Genomic DNA, 16577 nt, shown 5'->3' on the forward strand with positions numbered 1-16577 from the left:
ACCTTGTGACGACCCCGGTACGCCGGGTTTTTTTTTGCGGTGAAACCGTCCTATGCGCGAGCGTTGACGGGATGCACCTGTGGCGAAGACCGGTAAAGTTGCGTTGGCTGGCGCAGCGGAAGGGATGGCGGGAAGCACCGCCCGGTTCTGCAGCAGTCAGGGTATCAGCTTGGCTTTCGTAGGCGTGAGTCCGCTTTCGCCCCGAAGCAGACGTAACCGACATGTCCAAGATTAACTTAAGTCAGTCGTATTTGACGCGTTTTTAACTGATCGATTTGGCGAGCTTTCGACTCTTCGGAGTAAGGCTCTGAGGATGAATCGAAGGGCTTGTAAACTCCAAAATCGTACATTTCATAATACTTTGTCATTGCTTCTGTCCAGGAAGATGCTTCAAACGTTGCAATAAATCGAGCATCAGCCGTCATAAATTCCGGCCGACTCCCGTTAGCAATACAAACCGTTATTCCATCTTCGTCCTCCCAAACCTCATGTAGTAAAGATGCCATTTCTACCTCTAGATGATTGAGTAGCCAGGTCAAAAAATGAATGTTGCTATACGACCGCTTCTGGCCGGTAGCGGCACCAGAGCATAGCGGATTGTTAAGCAGAAAAACTCACAAATTGTCACGCTGCCGCGAAAGACCGCTTGTGGCCGGTTGCCGTCATTGCCAGGTTCCGCCCCAAAGCAGTCCTAGAGTTGAAAAACCATACTGCGTTCGGCAGACAGCACTCAGGGCTGCAGGAGCTGCCGGTTCCAACGGCCTGCGCTATGAAAGTAGTGCTCGCGCAAGTGCAGCCGATCTTCGCTGAATGTCAGGAATTCAACACTTATTGGCTCGACGATGTAGCCGCCCCAGTTGTCTGGAATAGGTATCTCGGCTTCACCAAACGACGCTCGCAGCGCAGACAACTGGTCGAGCAACTGCTGACCTGAGAGAAGGGGTTGGCTCTGGCTGCTGCATAGCGTTGTTAGCTGCGCATCGCGGTTGCGCGACTTCCAATATTTCTCCGCCATTGATCGGGAAATGCGCGATGCATTGCCTTGTACCCGAGTCTGATAGCCGACGTTTTCCCACCAAATGGTCAGTGCGACCTTTTGGCATTGTTCGATTTCCAATCCCTTCTTCGAATCGAGGAAGGTGCAGAACGTGAAACCATCTTCTGTAGCAGCCTTGAGGTCGACGAAGCGAGCATTTGGAAATCCGAACTCGTCGATTGTGGAAACACACATTGCGCCCTTGTGCTTGAGGGACGAATCGGCTTTAGCTTGGTTCCACCAGTCTTGAAACTTGGCGATGATCTCGTTGGTCATGATGTGAGCTGTAAATGCTAAGTTTGCTGTTAAAAAATGCCATAATAATAAGTATTGCTAGACGGCGCTGAGGTCTGCCTGTGGCCGCGCTCTGCCATATTAGCGCAAGGATACCACTTGGCCAAAATGAAAAACTCACAGAGTCGCACAGCACCATCTCCATGACATCTTGAAGACGGCGGAGCATAGTAGAGCTCCAGCCAGGAGTCATATCATGAACATTCAATATAGGGATGCCATCCCGTTTGTGCCATGGAACAAAGGCAAACAGGATATCAACGGCGTCTCTACGCCACGATGATTTTCCGTTTCTTAGCCGAATGTCGGAGTCACCGCCTATGTCAACCAGGCAGTGCCCGCCTCGCACTGAGTACTTTGCGCTGTCACGATGAAGTGCAAAGGGAGGAGGGCGCAGCCGATACTCAGGACTTGCCCTCGATGCTGGCGGCGCCGCTGGCGCGGGCCAGGCTTGAGCGCGCGCCTGCCACCGCGCGCAGGCGCTCTTGAAGGTAGGTGCTCACGCGGGGATGCTGGCTGAAGGCGACGTTGAAGCGGATGTGCTGGTCGGGCGTGTCGTTGGCCGAGAACGCGGCGCCACGCATCAGCAGTATCTTGTTGCGGTAGGCGTCCTGCACCAGCAAGTCCACGTCCAGCCCTTCGGGCATCGTGCCCCACAGGAAAATTCCTGCATCGCCGGGCTGCTCGAACCGCACGCCGGCCGCGCTCAGTTGCTGCGTGCTGGCGTTGCGCGCCACCATGATCTTGCGTTGCAGCCGCTCCAGGTGCTTGCGCAGGTTGCCGGCCTTCAGCACTTCCAGCAGAACGTATTCGTTCAGCGCAGGCAACGTCATGATGGCGTGGATCTTGGTTCGCATCAGCAGCTTGAGCAGGGCAGGCGCCGCAGCCAGGTAGCCCATGCGCAGGGCCGGGCTCAGCGCCTTGCACAGGCTGGAGTAATAGATCACGCCGTCCAGTCCGGATAGCGATGCCAGGCGCGTGCTGTGGCCCTGCTGGAAATGGCCGTGCACGTCGTCTTCGGCGATCAGGAAGCCATACTGCTGCGCCATGATCAGCACCTTGTGCAGGTTGGCGGCGCTGCTGCTCCAACCGGTGGGATTGTGCAAAGCCGTCTGCACGAACAGCAGGCGTGGACGGTGCGCGCGGCAGGCCGCTTCCAGTTCGTCCAGGTCGAGGCCATCGGGGCGGCGCTTGATCGGCACCAGGCGCACGCCGTCCTGGCGCAGCCTGCCGAACATCAGGAAGTATCCGGGGTCTTCCACCAGCACCGTATCGCCGGGCTGTAGAAATGTGCGGCAGATCAGATCGATTGCATGGGTGCCGCCGAAAGTGGTGAGGATGTGGCTGGCGTCCGCCGCGATGCCGATGCCGCGCAACAGCAGCGCGATCTGCTCGCGCAGCTCGGCCAGCCCTTGCGGCGGACAGCGCGAGGCCATGCCGGCAGCGCTGCGCGCCAGGCCACGTTGCACGGCCGCCGCCGGCAGCGCGTCCTGCAGCCAGGTGGGCGGCAAGGCGCCGCTGCTGGCCAGCAGCACGCCCGGCCGTTGGTCGTTCACTTGCTGGCTCAGCCAAACCGGCTCCTGCTCCTGGCCCGCTTCCAGCGCCACTTCGTCCGGAATGGCGTGGCTGGCGTCAGCTGGTGCGCAGACGAAGAAGCCCGCCGTGCCGTGCGTATCGATGACGCCTGCGGCCACCAGCCTGTCATAAGCCACCACCACGGTGTTGGTACTCACCGCAAGCTGCGTGGCGAGCTGGCGGATCGACGGCAGCCTGGTCCCGCCTGGCAGGACGCGTTGCGCGATCTGCTGGCGCAATGCGGCCTCGATCTGCTTGAACAGGGCGATGGGGGCGGAGCGGTCGATGGCGAACATGGGTGGCAGTCTAGCGTAAAAACATCACGGCGAGGACCAGCAGGATAGCACCCATCGCCAGATTGAATATGCGCTGGTTGCGGGGCGCTTTCAGCACGCTGCGGATCGAGACGCCGAACAGCGCCCACATGGCGTTGCATGGCATGCCCACCACGGTGCCGACCACGGATACCAGCAGCGCGCTGGCGAGCATATTGCTCTGTGTAGGCATGAAGACCGACGCCATGGTGATCGCCTTGAGCCAGCTCTTGGGGTTCAGCGCCTGAAACAGCGCCGCCTGCGCAAACGACACGGCTTTCGGTGCGCTGCTTCCCGCCACCGAGGCGCCGGCTAGCTTCCAGGCCAAAAACATCAGGTACAGCGCGCCCGCGATCCGCAATACCTGCTGCGTCATCGGGTACGCGACGAACACGCTGCCCAGGCCCACGCACATGAACATGGTCTGCACAAAGATGCCGAGCTGGATGCCGAGGATGACCGGCAACGCACCGCGATAGCCGAAATTGGCGCCCGTGGTGGCCAGCATGACGTTGTTCGGCCCGGGTGTGGCGGACATCACAAAGCAATAGCTCATCAGGGGCAGGAGTTCGGTCATGGTAGGCAGTCGCAGCGTGGAGAAGGCCCCAGTCTAGAAGCGCTGCACGGCAGGGACAAGGCACAAGGCGCCGCGTACAAGCACATGCTGTATCAGTCGAAGGACTGCTACAGCGGCGATACAGGCCTCCGCCATACCGTCAAACGCAGTTGTATTCCCGGCAAATGCTCGTTTGAGGGGGCCCTCAGACGCAGGTGTTGCTGGCCGAGACACGGTTGGAATGCTGGTCCCTACAGCTATAGCTCACCGTTCGGGGTAGTTCCGATGGACTCCAATAGCCGATGACATAGTTCGCTGGCCTTTAGATAATTTAACGCTTCAATACTTTCCTCGATCACTGCAAATTCATCTGGCATCAGTGGGCCGAACGCGTCCTGTAATCGCCCGAACGCGTCGTCGGCCTCCAGGTCTCCAGCAGCGAGTAATTGCTGCAGTTCGACGATCCCGGTACGTAGCACTGCCATGTCCCATGTCGGCGTGAGGGGGGCGGCATTGGCCGCCGGAGCAATCTGCGCCAGATACTGCTTGGCCGCCTCGATTACCTGCGCCGCCACCCGCCATAAATCATCCAGTTCACGCCAGGCGTCGTCGGATGCCTGTTGCTCCAATAACTGCTCTTCTTTGATGACCATCTCGCTAAGGCGGTTGGCGCCGATGGTCCCGGCAACACCCTTCATGGTATGCAATATACGATGGGCATCGCTATACTGCTTGTCTTGAATGGCCGTCCGAAAAGCCGATTCAAAGCTGGCTGCTTCGTGGATGTAGCCTTTGAGTGCACGTTGGTAAATAGGCATGCTCCCGCCTAACCTGCGCAAGGCCGTCGCCACATCCAAATCAAGCGACGCATCTGACGCCTCCCTATCTGACATGATCAGCGCATCGACGGGCACACCGCGCTGCGTATAGCGCAGAATAACCGCGATCAATTGCGCCAGATCGAATGGTTTGCCGACATGATCATTCATGCCTGCGGCCAGCGCTGCAGCGCGGTCCGATGGCATGGCATTGGCTGTCATCGCGATAATCGGCAATGCTTCCTGGGTCAATTGTTGACGGATGATGCGGGTCGCGGCATAGCCATCCATATCCGGCATTTGTATGTCCATCAGCACGACATCAAATAAGGGCGCGGGGCCATCGATGGCGTCGATACCTGCCTGCCCGCTGGCGGCGAGCGAGACCATGGCACCATCGTTACTCAACAGCTCATATGCGACTTGCTGATTGATCAGATTGTCTTCCACCACCAGAATGCGCAGCCCCGCCAGGCGCTGCTGGCTCACCACCGGCCGCGCCGTGATCGGAATGACTCTTCCCAAACTGGCGCGGCTCTCGGCGACGGCATCAAAGAGCATGGACGCGGTCACCGGCTTGACCAGAAAGCCGTCAAACAGACTGGGCATTTGGCCTTGTCGTTGCGCTAGCAGTTCGCGCCCATGCGCCGTCACCATCATCACCATGGAACTGGTGCCCGGCCGCACCAACTGGCGTATCCGTTCGCACGTTTCCCATCCATCCATGTCGGGCATGCGCCAGTCGACAAAGATCACATCGTATTCCTGGTCATGGCCACCTTGCTCAACGAGACGTAAAGCCTCGGTGCCGCAACTGGCGGTATCGACCGACCAGCTGAACGACTGCAACATGTCCCGCAGTATCTGTCTGGCGCAGTCGTTGTCATCGACCACCAGGCAATGCAAGTCTTGCATGTCGATTGTGCCGCCTTGCTGTCCCTGCAGTTCGGGCTCGTCGGCACGCGGGCAGTCGATCGTAAAATAAAATGTACTGCCCTGGCCGATGACGCTGTTGACGGCCAGGGTGCCGCCCATCATTTGCACCAGCCGCTCACTGATGGCCAAGCCCAGGCCGCTGCCACCATAGCGGCGCGCGGTGGATGCCTCCGCTTGCGAAAAGCCCTGGAAAATACGCGCGCATTGCTCCGGCGAGATACCGATCCCCGTGTCGCGTACTGCAAACGACAACGCTAGCCGAGCCGGCTCTTGCGCCTGCACTCTCACGGACAACACGACTTCGCCTCGTTCTGTAAACTTGAGGGCGTTGCCGGCCAGATTAATCAAAATCTGCTGCAGCCGCAGCGCGTCGCCGAGTATCCAGCGCGGCATCGCCGGGTCGATTTCAAACAGCACTTCGACGTCCTTGTTGCCTAAATTGGCCGACAAAATTACTGACACGTCGCGCAACAGTTGGTCAATTTTGAAGGGGTGGGGGTCAAGCGACAGCTTTCCTGCTTCCACTCTGGAAAAATCCAATATGTCATTGAGGATACTCAACAGCGCGCGCGCGGCAGTTCCGGCCTTGTCGACGTAATCTCCTTGCCGGTGAGTCAGCCCGGTCTGCGCCAGCAGTTGCAACATGCCCAGGATGGCATTCATGGGCGTGCGAATTTCGTGGCTCATATTGGCCAGAAATTCTGATTTCGCACGATTGGCCGCATCCGACGACTCCTTGGCAGCCCGCAAGCTCGACTCAATCTCGACATGGTCCGTCACATCGAGATTGATGCCGGTCACCCGCACCGCCTTGCCCCGGGCGTTGTACTCAATATACGCACCGGCCTTGATATGGCGCACGTCGCCGTTGGTGCTGACCACGCGGAAGACGGGATCGTAGGTCGCGCGCCCTTCGACTGCGGCCTGCAATTGGGCCGCCGTCGCCTCGACGTCTTCCGGGTGCACGCGACTGCGCCAGTGTTCATAGTTCAAGCCCGTCTGCCTGAGTGACTTGGGCTGGTCGTACAGCGCGTACATCAAGTCGTTCCATTCCAGGGTATTGCTGGCCAGGTCCCAGGTCCAGATGCCCAGGCCGGCTACGTCGGACGCCATCAGCAACTGGTCGCGCGCTGCGCTCAAGGCAGCAGATGCCAGCCGTCGCTCGGTAATGTCCTGAAATGCGCCCACCAGACGTAAAGGTTGACCGCTGTCGTCCAACTCCACCTCGCCAACCACGCGCGCCCATATCGGACGGCCCTGCGCTGTGATGAGCGGCAACTCCATATTCCAGGGCAAATGCTTGTCCAACGCCTGTTGCAGCGCCGCTTCGATGACCGGGCGCGCTTCGGGAGCATAGAAATGGATGGCTTCTTCCATCGTCGGGCTATAGCCGTTGGGCGTGTCATGCATGCGACAAGTTTGATCCGACCACACGATTCTATTTTCCTTCAGGTACACCGTCCAGGCGCCCACGCCGGCGATCTGGCCTGTACGCTCCAGGTCACGGGTGCGCAATTGCAGGTCATCATTGAGTTCTTTCATAGTAATTTGGGTTTGCTTGAGCTCAGTAATGTCCGTTACGAGCACGATAAAACCGCGCACCATGCCCTGCTCGACGTCAGGAATATAATGCGCCAAGGTACATTTTTTGCTGCCATCTATTTTTGTCAGGGTACGCTCAAAGGTCTGGCTTTCACCCCGCAGGGCCGCGTTGATGTGCGGGGTGTTTTGCTGGAAAATCGCCGCACCCAACAGCTCTTGCATACGCATGCCTTGCATCTGTTCCCGGGTTTTGCCAAACCAATCCAGATAAGCAATATTGGCGAACCGGCAGCGCAACTCACGATCCCAATAGCCGACCAATCCAGGAATATTGGCGCTCAGCGTATCCAGGAACCGGCTGTTGGCTTCCAGTGCCTGTTCGGCCGCGCGGCGTTCGCTCAGGTCTGTAGAAACGCCGAGATAGCCAAAGATGTCGCCGTTGTGTGTTCTTAGTGCCGTCACGCTCAATACGACGGGAAGGCGTCCCCCGTCCTTGCGCACGTAGGTCCATTCATATTCGTTGGGCAAGCCACGCAATGCTTTGATGACGAAGACGTCGAAACCTGGCGCGATGTCTTCCTGGAGTTCCGCAGAAAATTGCGCCGCACGCTCAGCCACTTCGGCCGGATCGTGAAAAAATCCCGGGTTTAACTTGCCGATGGCCTCGCCGGCGCTATAACCGAGCATGCGCTCAGCGGCGGGATTAAATACAGTAATGGTGCCAGTCTGATCAGTGGCGATGATCGCATAGCCTACATTGTTTAAAATAGCCTCCTGAACCACAAGGTAACTTTGAATGTCAGCGGTGCGGCTATTGACTTGTTGCTCCAGCGTGGCGTTCAAGGTCAGTATTTCGGTTTCGATCGCCTTTTGTACGCTAACGTCGCGCACCGTCTTGGCAGCGCCGATGACCAATCCATGGCCGTTGCGAATCGGTGACACCATCACCGACACATCGACCTTGCTGCCATCTTTACGGTGCCGGGTAGTGGTCAGATTGTCAATCCGCTCGCCCCTGCCCACCCGTGCCAGAATATTGGCCTCTTGTTCAAGAAACGCATGCGGTACGATGAGCCTGTTTAACGACTGGCCCACCGCCTCTGCGCTGGAGTAGCCAAACAGTTCCTCGGCACCGTGATTCCAGCTGGTGACCTTGCCTTGCAAGGTTTTACCGATAATGGCGTCATGCGCACTTTCCACAATCGCCGCCAACTCCGCGCGTTTCTCGCTAGAGGCCTTCTTCATCCGCACAAAGACATAGACGATGATGCTTGCGATAACCAGGCCGCCCAAAATAATGGCCAGTACAATGCGTTCGATACTGGCCACCCTGCCTGCGATGACGGCATCGGACTGCACCAGGGTCAGCGTGAGGAAGCGATGGGGATCGTGCTCATCGAGCGCAATGGTGCGTTGAAGTGCATTTTCAAGTCCATCGGCAGCAGAAAATACCTGCATGGCGCGGGGATATCCGGCCTCTGTGGGCAATAACTGATGATCATCTTGCCAACGCCAGCGTTGTCCAAGGTCGTCGCCAAAGGCGTGACGCGCGTCAGGATTGAGCAAGTAGTCCCCTTGGGCATTGGTCAGATAGACGTGAATGTTTTTGGACGAGTTGCTGGCCAGGTCGGTGAAGGCCGCTTGCATGTCCAGATTGATGACGATCATCCCGAACAGGGTGCCATCGGGCGCGAACACCGGTGTGCTGGTGCGCAGGGTCCGGACGTAGGGGAGCTCGATGTGGCCATGCTCACGATTGAGGTTGATGTCGGAAACATGAACCTGGCCAGGCGCCAGGTGCTGTACCGATTGAAAGTAATCGCGGTCGCCTTTGGGCTGCAATTGATCAACTGGCACAACGACGATGTTGTTGTGCCGACGATCAACCCGCACCAGTTCCAAGCCATGGTTGGCAACGCCGATGAAGCGCACCTGTGTCAGGTCGGGATTGGTCTCAAGATAGCTGCTGAAAATCGCCTGCAGACTCGTCTTCCAAAATTGCCCGGGAGTTCTCTCGGCTGCATCGTATCCACTGTTGCCCATGGCCCTTACCATGCCTTGTACCGGAGGCACTTTTGCCAGAAAGCGGACATCCAGGCGTAGCCGGTCTATTTCTTGTGATAAGTTTGCCGCCCGCAGTCCGGAAGAAGCTTCCATGCGCGATGCTAACGATGCTAGCGCCTGGGCGCGTTCGTGTGCGCCCGCCATGAGGCATATCACGGTCGTCAATAGCGCCAACATCAAGGCGCAAGCGAGTGCGATAAGGATGGTGCGGCGGGGAGGGGAAATGTTTTTCAGGCGGCTCACGCAATAACCTTTTCATTATGCAGAATCTGATGCGACGACCCTGTTTCGACCAGCCGCTTTAGCGCGATACAGCGCCTGATCCGCCGCGTTGATAAGATCTCGAATCGTACTATTCTCGCTTGGCACCAAGGCTGCCACACCGACACTGATCGTGACGACACTGGCGCAGGAGGAAAACTGATGAGGAATCTTTAAGTCATCAACTTTTTCGCACAACCACGCGCCATATTTGCTCGCATCTTCCAGGGTCGTATGCGGCAAAATAGCCACAAATTCTTCTCCGCCGTAGCGGGCGACGATTTCTCCTGGGCGCTTTGTTTCCAATGCGATGGTTTGCGCCACCATGCTTAGGCAAGTGTCCCCGTTCAAATGACCGTAGCCATCATTGAATGCCTTGAAGTGGTCGATATCGATCAAGGCCAGGCCAAGAAAGTGGCCCTGTCGTTGATGGCGTGAGAATTCTAATGCGATCATTTCATTGAAATAGCGGCGATTAAAAAGACCGGTCAGACCATCCCGGTTGGCCAGGCGGATCAATGCTTGCGCCTGACGCTGCACGTTCAGTTGCGTGCACACGCGTGCCCTGACGACGGGCTGGTTCAATGGCTTGGTAATGAAATCGACGGCGCCCGCTTCTAAAGCCTGGATTTCACTCTCCATGCTCGATCGTGCTGTGATGAAAATAATGGAGGCATCCCGCGTATCAGAATTTTCCTTGAGCAACTTGCATACTTCATAGCCGCTCATCAACGGCATTTCCACGTCCAGCAATATGACCTGTGGTTGATGCTCGCGTGCCAGCGCGATGCCGGCTTCGCCACTGGTGGCAAACCAGATTCGACCCAGGTCCTTCAATATCGCGCTTAACAACCGTATGGAAGTGACGCTATCGTCGATAATCAGAATCCGACTTTGCTCTTCAGCTAAACTGTTCATATCCCATTACTCAAGAAGGCATTCAAACGAAACCCATGGCCAGCACGTGCTGTATTCTGTTAATTGCTATTTTTTGAGATGTGATTTTAAGAACGCGGCGGCTTTATTCAGAGTGTCGAGAACAACACCAGAATTGAATGGTTTTAAAATAAAGCCGCTGGCCCCACGTTGGATAGCCGTGACGATGGTTGCTCGGTCATTATTGCCAGTCACCATTAATACCGCGGTATTCGGCAACGTTTGTTTGATTTCGATGAGGATATCCAAGCCATTGGAGTCTGGCATTTCGATGTCCAGGCAGACAATATCAGGGCGCAATCTCCGTGCCCGTGCCAGGCCTGAAATCCCGTTATTGGCTTCACCGATCACGTGATAATTTTCGCCCTGAATGATCATACGTAATATGGCGCGAGTTGTCTCATTGTCATCAATGATAAATACACTCAGCACTACAGGCTCAGGCATACGTTTTCCCAAACTTTTCGTTGAGAATTTACTGTACTACACAATTTTGTACGCATAGCAAAAATTTTAGCGATTTTAATAGTTGCCTTATATGAACTATTAAAATCCGTAGGGACCGGCAGGCGTCATTTGACTGGTGGCGATCCATTCGGCGGCCCGCGCGAGCGTCTATTTTGGCGTGATGCCGCTAGGGGCGAATGATATAGTGGCGGGTATGTACTCATTGAAAGAAACTGCCATGAAAAACGACGCAAGCGCTCGCCCGCAAGCAAACCAGGCACCTGCCAGGCTCAGCAAAGGGGACTTCGTCACCGCACTGCGCAAGCTGCTGCAAGAAGAAGGAAAGGCCGGCAAGTCCAGCGTGGACGTACGCGCTGCGAACCTGCACACCGACGTTGGCGTGTATCCTGCGCGCGGCCACTCGATGCCGACCTGTTGCACGGTGATGTATGAAGAGATGCAGCCGGAGGACGAGATACTGCTGACGCCACCCGGCGGAAAAGGACCGACGCTGCTGGTACGGTATAAACTCCCGCGCTGAAAATCGAGGTTTTGGAGACAGTTTATAACTTGGCGGAAATCATTTGCCAAGAACTATGGATCAGCAGCGGCTTGGCGACCAGCAGCGATTCAAGGCACCAACCGGCACCGTCCGCTTTTGCCCCTGAGCAGGCGTAGCCCGGTAGCGAGGGCGGGCGTCGTAGTATCAAAAGAAAGGTCGAGGTTGTAGGGCCCCGGATACTATTTTCGCGCCGGCCCGCAACAACAGAAGAAGCGCTTCACTCCGGGAGGGCGCTGGCCCGACATTTCTGAAAGGCGTTTTCGAGCTTCTGAAATGTACTCTCGTTCGGCCAGGGCAGCAATTTCCCATACCGCGTGTGGTTCACTGGCGCGCTTGCCTTTCTGTGCGGGCCAGGCGTTGCCAAGCAAGTCCGGCAGCGGCTTTCCCGAACGATGCGCTCACTCAAGGCCTATGCCGAGAAACGCAAGGAGACTGCCCTTGATGGCGAGGGGGGGCGGGGGCAACGCGACAACGGTCTGATAGATAGTTTCCCCTCGTCAATTCCTTGCAAAGCAGCGCGCCAAATTAACGTGCCGTTCCCGCCATGATGGAATACAATTCCTGCGTGGCAGCCAGCTTGCATGGCAAGGCCAGGCACGGTGTCACGCTTTGACCTTGGAAAGATGTTTGCTTATGACTCTGCAGTTCCATCTGCCGAATGCACCCCTGGCGCCACGCGCGCGCGCCATTCTGTCCCAGCCATGCGCTTCCCTGTTTGCCCTGACCCTGTTGTGCCTGATGCCGGCGGCGTCTGCCCTGGCAGCCGCGCCTGCCAGCAGCAGTGTCATGCTGGAAGAACTGACCAGCACGGAGTTGCGCAGTCGCATAGACCACGGCGCCACCACGGTGCTGGTGCCGATTGGCGGCGTCGAGCAGAGCGGGCCGTATATCGCGCTGGGCAAGCACAATGTGCGCGCCGGCTTGCTGGCGCGCCAGATCGCGCAAAAGCTGGGCAACACCATCGTTGCGCCCGTCGTTTCCTACGTGCCGGAAGGCAGTATTTCGCCACCTGCCGGCCACATGCGCTTTACCGGCACCATCTCGATACCGCCGGCCGCCTTCGAAGCCGTGCTGGAAGGGGCGGCCTCCAGCCTGCGCCAGCATGGGTTCCGCAACATCATTTTCCTCGGCGACCATGGCGGTTATCAAAAGAATGAGCAGAATGTGGCCAACAAGCTCAATCGCGCCTGGGGCAAAGCATCCTCGGCGAAAGATGCGCGCGCGTATGCCTTGCTCGACTACTATGACATCACGCAATCGGCCTATATTGCCGAACTGCAAAAGCGCGGCCACAGCAGCGCCGAGATCGGCTTGCATGCGGGCTTGGCGGATGCGGCGCTGATGCTGGCGACGGACCCGTCGCTGGTGCGCAGCGAGGCCATGGCCCACGGCCCCAAGCCGGGCGTGGCCGACGGCGTGCGCGGCGACGCCACGCGCGCCACGGCTGAACTGGGCCAGATCGGCATCAAGCTGCAGGTGGACACTTCGGTGGCCGCAATCAAGCAACTGCTGCAAGGTACTCAATAATTTCCGCTGGAAGTGCTGAACTTCCGGCTTTTGCAACGAAACGACGCGAAATCACATGAAAAAATCTCAACGACGCCCCATCGTCACCTTGTCAGTCCTGGCAGCCGCACTGGCAGGCCTGGGCGTGGCCAGCCAGGTTATCGGCGCCAGCACGCCAGCCGCTGCCGCCCCCGCGCCGGCGGCCGCCTATGCGCCGCTGCCGGGCATGCCGCCGCTGGTGGACCCGAAAAACGTGTACGGCAGCATTGCCAACAGCAATATGAGTCCCGTCGTCAAGGACCACTTGCGCAGAGTCTACGTGCCCAATTTGCGCTCAAACGATGTCTACGTGATCGACCAGGACAGCCTGAAAGTGGTCGACAAGTTCAAGGTCGGCAGCGGTCCGCAGCACGTGGTGCCGTCGTGGGACTTGCGTACCCTGTGGGTGGCAAACAACGCCGAACGCACGGACAAGGGCAGTTTGACGCCGATCGATCCTTTGAGCGGCAAGCCGGGCAAGGAAGTGCCCGTCGATGATCCCTACAATATGTATTACACGCCGGACGGAAAATCGGCCATCGTCGTGGCCGAAGCGCGCCACCGCCTCGATTTCCGCGATCCGAAGACCATGGCAGTGCAGTATTCGATCGACACGCCCCAGTGCGGCGGCATCAACCATGCCGATTTCTCGAATGACGGCCGCTACGCCATGTTCACCTGCGAGTTCGACGGCACCATCGCCAAGATCGACCTGGTGGGGCGCAAGGTCGACGGTTACCTGAAATTGCAGATGCCGGCCAAGCGCTTTGCCGAGTCCGGCCCCGTGGGTGGCCCGGCAAATGAAATCTGCAGCGTCAAGAAGGGCATGCCGCAAGACATACGCATCTCGCCGGACGGCAAGAAATTCTATATCGCCGACATGGACGCCGACGGCGTGCACATCGTCGATGGCGCCACCCTGAAGGAAATCGGCTTCATCCAGACGGGCGTGGGCGCACACGGCTTGTACCCTAGCCGCGACGGCAAGAAATTGTACGTGGCCAACCGCGGCACGCACCGCATCCACGGCAAGCCTAAGGGCAAGGGCAGCGTCAGCGTGATCGATTTTGCCACCGAAAAAGTGGTGTCGCAGTGGCCGATCCCCGGCGGGGGCAGCCCCGACATGGGTAATGTGAGCGCCGATGGCAAATACCTGTGGCTGTCCGGCCGTTTCGACGATGTGGTGTACCGCATCGATACGAACAGCGGTGACGTGTCCAAGGTGAAAGTTGGCCAGGAACCGCACGGTCTGACGGTGTGGCCGCAACCGGGCCGCTATTCGCTCGGTCATACTGGCAATTTGCGCTAGGCAGGCGGCTGGCGCTCCCTGGAGCAACTGGGGCAACTGGAGCAACTGTAGCGGATTGCCAGTTTTGATTGCTTAAAAAGCAATGTCGGCGCATACTGTGTTTCCTGCCCATACCCTCAAAGGAGCGCCACCATGATTATTGATCACATCGGTTTGAATGTCAGCGATGCACAGGCCAGCAAGGCTTTCTTTTCGGCTGCCCTGGCGCCCCTGGGCGTGTCGGTGGTGATGGAAGTGCAGGGTTGGGTTGGCCTGGGCAAGGATGGCAAGCCCGATTTCTGGTTCGGCGTGGGCGGCGCGCCGCATGCCGGCATGCATCTCGCCTTCGCGGCGGATAAGCGTGCCCAGGTGGACGCGTTTTACAAAGCCGCGCTGGAAGCGGGCGGCAAGGATAACGGCGCCCCAGGCCTGCGTACCGAGTATCACCCGAATTACTATGGCGCTTTCGTGCTGGGGCCGGACGGTCACAATGTCGAAGCCGTTTGTCACCATCCCGAACCCTGACACCGGTCATTTCCCAAGAGAGCCGCATGAAGCACAGCGCCACCCTGTTTGCCGACGATGCGGGCCACTATGCCTATGTCAAAGCGGGTTTTTCGTGGCCTGCCCTGTTTCTGGGCTCGTTCTGGGCCGTTGCCAAGCGCCGCTGGTGGCTGTTGCTGCTCATGCTGGCAATGGATGCCTGCCTGTGGTTTGGCAGCCATCTGGCCACCGAACTGCGCATCGGCCCGATGATGCTGCTGATGGCCGCCGCGGAACTCACTTACCTGCTGGCGCGTGGCTGGTATGGCAACCGCTGGCTGGAAGCCTCGCTGCGCAGCCATGGCTACAAGCCCGTCGTGCCGGGCGCGGGCACCGCTTGTTGAGCGTGCCTGAAACAGATTTCCCTCTCCGTCACTGACGTTTGCCGAAGGCAAGCCGTCCAGCCAAAACTTTCTGCGCTGCCTGGCGCACCTTTGATCCAGATCATCCCTCACCAGCGGTGCTCACGTAGCCTTGAGACTCGCGTTGCAAAGCATCTCTCCACCAATCGGATGTGTTTTTCGCGTTTCGTGGCGCAGCCCGGTCGTCTGCCTCGCCGTTCGACAGCCGGTGGTGTCGCCATCTGTGTTGATGTCCACCCAACCGCTATTTTATGAGGAACTCCATGTATCCATATTCCCGTAGTATTACCCCTGCCGCCAAAAACCACATGGAAGCGCAACTGGCCTTCTTCAATGGTTTGTCGAAGTCGTTGTTCCAGTTGATGCAGCACTTCAGTGACCTGAACATGAAGCTGGCGCAAGGCTTGCTGGAAGAAAGCACGGTTGCCAGCCAGAACCTGTTGACGGTCGAGCGCATTGAAGATGTGCTCCAGGTGGCGGCAGCAGCGGGCCAGCCAGCCGCCGAACATCTGCGCAAGTACCAGCAACAGCTATCGCGCCTGGCGGCCGATACGCAGGTCGAACTGGCCAACGTGGCGGAGCGGCATGTGAATGAAACGAGCCGTACTGCCAAGGCCCTGGCCGAGGAAGCGGCCCGCATGGCTTCGGAAGAAACGGAGAAAAACGTGCGCAAGCAGCAGGAAGCCATGCAGCGCATCGCTGAACCGTTTCAGGCCCACCATCAAAATGGCGCCCACCGCGAGCAACAGCGCGGCGCGCCTAGCCGTGACGGTCATAGCCTGCAAAGCGCCAGCCAGCAGGGTAGTGGGCAGTCGGCCGGCAGCGAAAACTCGGCCAGCGGCAGCGCATCGCAAGCGGGCTCCGCGCAAGGCAAGAGCAGCAGCGCCAGCCGTAAAGAGTAAACGGACTGCTGTGGGCGGCTGAACGTTAGCTGAACTTGTATCGCGAGGACCGGGCCTTGCGCTCAGCCGGTGTCGCATCGTGCGTCCGGGCAGAGCACATGTCCTTCAGGGGGCGGGCGTTTTGCCGTTGGCGCGCGCGGCGACGGCCTGCGTGGTGGCACTCTGCGCCGTTGCGGCACGTAGCGGCATGTCGGGGATTTTCCGCACGTCCGTGTCGCTGGCCCTGTCAGCTGTCAGCACGGTGTCTACCTTGCTGTTGGCGTCGATAAAGGCGCTCACGGCGTCCAGCGTGGGGGCCAGCCTGCGCAAGGGACTGGCCAGCGAGGCGACCAGGGTGGTATGGCTGACCTTGTCGAAATACGTTTCCGTCACGGGGCGTTGCAGTGCGCGCAGGGCGGTGGCCAGGCCTCCCGTGTTGCGTTGCGGATTGACCAGCTTATCCTGGCCGGGCAGGGGGGCGATCAACAGGGCGGGCGGGGCTTCGGCCGTCACGTGATGGATGGGCTGCGAAGCGGCGGGCGTATCCGGGTAAAAGAAAACGGGCCGGGTGGTGATGTTTTCGATGGGCAGGAAATCGTAGGGACCGGCCAGGCCTA

Annotated in this window: 13 protein-coding genes and 1 pseudogene; 6 read left to right on the forward strand and 8 right to left on the reverse strand. The window is 58.5% G+C overall.

The window, feature by feature from the left end:
- Positions 1–236 precede the first annotated feature (236 nt).
- The 7 genes from K0F85_RS14405 to K0F85_RS14435 form a co-directional block, all read right to left on the reverse strand.
- The gene (locus tag K0F85_RS14405) at positions 237–506 is read right to left on the reverse strand and encodes a hypothetical protein (RefSeq protein WP_139143233.1); all 270 of its coding nucleotides are present in this window, start codon (positions 504–506) and stop codon (positions 237–239) included.
- A gap of 224 nt (positions 507–730) precedes the next feature.
- Positions 731–1312: a pyridoxal 5'-phosphate synthase gene (locus tag K0F85_RS14410; RefSeq protein WP_219116685.1), complete on the reverse strand. Its 582-nt coding sequence runs from the start codon at positions 1310–1312 to the stop codon at positions 731–733.
- 422 nt (positions 1313–1734) lie between these two features.
- A complete protein-coding gene (locus tag K0F85_RS14415) occupies positions 1735–3201 on the reverse strand; it encodes a PLP-dependent aminotransferase family protein (protein WP_219116686.1) in 1467 nt (488 codons plus the stop codon).
- A gap of 10 nt (positions 3202–3211) precedes the next feature.
- Positions 3212–3796, reverse strand: a complete 585-nt coding sequence (locus K0F85_RS14420) for a LysE family translocator (protein ID WP_219116687.1) — start codon at positions 3794–3796, stop codon at positions 3212–3214.
- A gap of 236 nt (positions 3797–4032) precedes the next feature.
- Positions 4033–9378 carry a PAS domain S-box protein gene (locus K0F85_RS14425; RefSeq protein WP_219116688.1) on the reverse strand — a complete coding sequence of 1782 codons (5346 nt, stop codon included), beginning with the start codon at positions 9376–9378 and terminating at the stop codon, positions 4033–4035.
- 15 nt (positions 9379–9393) lie between these two features.
- The gene (locus tag K0F85_RS14430; RefSeq protein ID WP_219116689.1) at positions 9394–10314 is read right to left on the reverse strand and encodes a diguanylate cyclase; all 921 of its coding nucleotides are present in this window, start codon (positions 10312–10314) and stop codon (positions 9394–9396) included.
- 66 nt (positions 10315–10380) lie between these two features.
- A complete protein-coding gene (locus K0F85_RS14435; RefSeq protein WP_257572780.1) occupies positions 10381–10779 on the reverse strand; it encodes a response regulator in 399 nt (132 codons plus the stop codon).
- 238 nt (positions 10780–11017) lie between these two features.
- Here K0F85_RS14435 and K0F85_RS14440 point away from each other — a divergent pair, with 238 nt between their 5' ends.
- The 6 genes from K0F85_RS14440 (at position 11018) to phaP (ending at position 15981) form a co-directional block, all read left to right on the forward strand.
- On the forward strand, positions 11018–11320 hold the full coding sequence (locus K0F85_RS14440; protein WP_219116690.1) for an HNH endonuclease: 303 nt from the start codon (positions 11018–11020) through the stop codon (positions 11318–11320).
- Between the two features lie 654 nt (positions 11321–11974).
- Complete coding sequence (locus K0F85_RS14445; protein ID WP_306984887.1) at positions 11975–12868, forward strand: creatininase family protein; 894 nt, start codon at positions 11975–11977, stop codon at positions 12866–12868.
- Between the two features lie 55 nt (positions 12869–12923).
- On the forward strand, positions 12924–14195 hold the full coding sequence (locus tag K0F85_RS14450) for a YncE family protein (RefSeq protein WP_219116691.1): 1272 nt from the start codon (positions 12924–12926) through the stop codon (positions 14193–14195).
- Between the two features lie 132 nt (positions 14196–14327).
- Positions 14328–14699, forward strand: coding sequence for a VOC family protein (locus K0F85_RS14455; RefSeq protein ID WP_219116692.1), 372 nt, complete (start codon positions 14328–14330; stop codon positions 14697–14699).
- Positions 14700–14725: 26 nt separating this feature from the next.
- Positions 14726–15061 carry a hypothetical protein gene (locus K0F85_RS14460; protein ID WP_219116693.1) on the forward strand — a complete coding sequence of 112 codons (336 nt, stop codon included), beginning with the start codon at positions 14726–14728 and terminating at the stop codon, positions 15059–15061.
- A 281-nt stretch (positions 15062–15342) separates the two neighbouring features.
- Positions 15343–15981 carry a TIGR01841 family phasin gene (gene phaP / locus K0F85_RS14465; RefSeq protein WP_219116694.1) on the forward strand — a complete coding sequence of 213 codons (639 nt, stop codon included), beginning with the start codon at positions 15343–15345 and terminating at the stop codon, positions 15979–15981.
- Positions 15982–16086: 105 nt separating this feature from the next.
- On the opposite strand, the pseudogene K0F85_RS28780 reads toward phaP, so the two are convergent.
- Positions 16087–16577, reverse strand: a pseudogene (locus tag K0F85_RS28780) (alpha/beta hydrolase); the annotation flags it as partial.

The sequence above is a fragment of the Janthinobacterium sp. UMAB-56 genome, assembly GCF_900095265.1.
GTDB lineage: Bacteria > Pseudomonadota > Gammaproteobacteria > Burkholderiales > Burkholderiaceae_D > Janthinobacterium.

Bases quoted from the DNA above. Each gene is read 5' to 3' on its own strand.
- K0F85_RS14405 (WP_139143233.1), bottom strand. From the start codon at position 506: ATGGCATCTTTACTACATGAGGTTTGGGAGGACGAAGATGGAATAACG.
- K0F85_RS14410 (WP_219116685.1), bottom strand. From the start codon at position 1,312: ATGACCAACGAGATCATCGCCAAGTTTCAAGACTGGTGGAACCAAGCT.
- K0F85_RS14415 (WP_219116686.1), bottom strand. From the start codon at position 3,201: ATGTTCGCCATCGACCGCTCCGCCCCCATCGCCCTGTTCAAGCAGATC.
- K0F85_RS14420 (WP_219116687.1), bottom strand. From the start codon at position 3,796: ATGACCGAACTCCTGCCCCTGATGAGCTATTGCTTTGTGATGTCCGCC.
- K0F85_RS14430 (WP_219116689.1), bottom strand. From the start codon at position 10,314: ATGAACAGTTTAGCTGAAGAGCAAAGTCGGATTCTGATTATCGACGAT.
- K0F85_RS14435 (WP_257572780.1), bottom strand. From the start codon at position 10,779: ATGCCTGAGCCTGTAGTGCTGAGTGTATTTATCATTGATGACAATGAG.
- K0F85_RS14440 (WP_219116690.1), top strand. From the start codon at position 11,018: ATGAAAAACGACGCAAGCGCTCGCCCGCAAGCAAACCAGGCACCTGCC.
- K0F85_RS14445 (WP_306984887.1), top strand. From the start codon at position 11,975: ATGACTCTGCAGTTCCATCTGCCGAATGCACCCCTGGCGCCACGCGCG.
- K0F85_RS14450 (WP_219116691.1), top strand. From the start codon at position 12,924: ATGAAAAAATCTCAACGACGCCCCATCGTCACCTTGTCAGTCCTGGCA.
- K0F85_RS14455 (WP_219116692.1), top strand. From the start codon at position 14,328: ATGATTATTGATCACATCGGTTTGAATGTCAGCGATGCACAGGCCAGC.
- K0F85_RS14460 (WP_219116693.1), top strand. From the start codon at position 14,726: ATGAAGCACAGCGCCACCCTGTTTGCCGACGATGCGGGCCACTATGCC.
- phaP (WP_219116694.1), top strand. From the start codon at position 15,343: ATGTATCCATATTCCCGTAGTATTACCCCTGCCGCCAAAAACCACATG.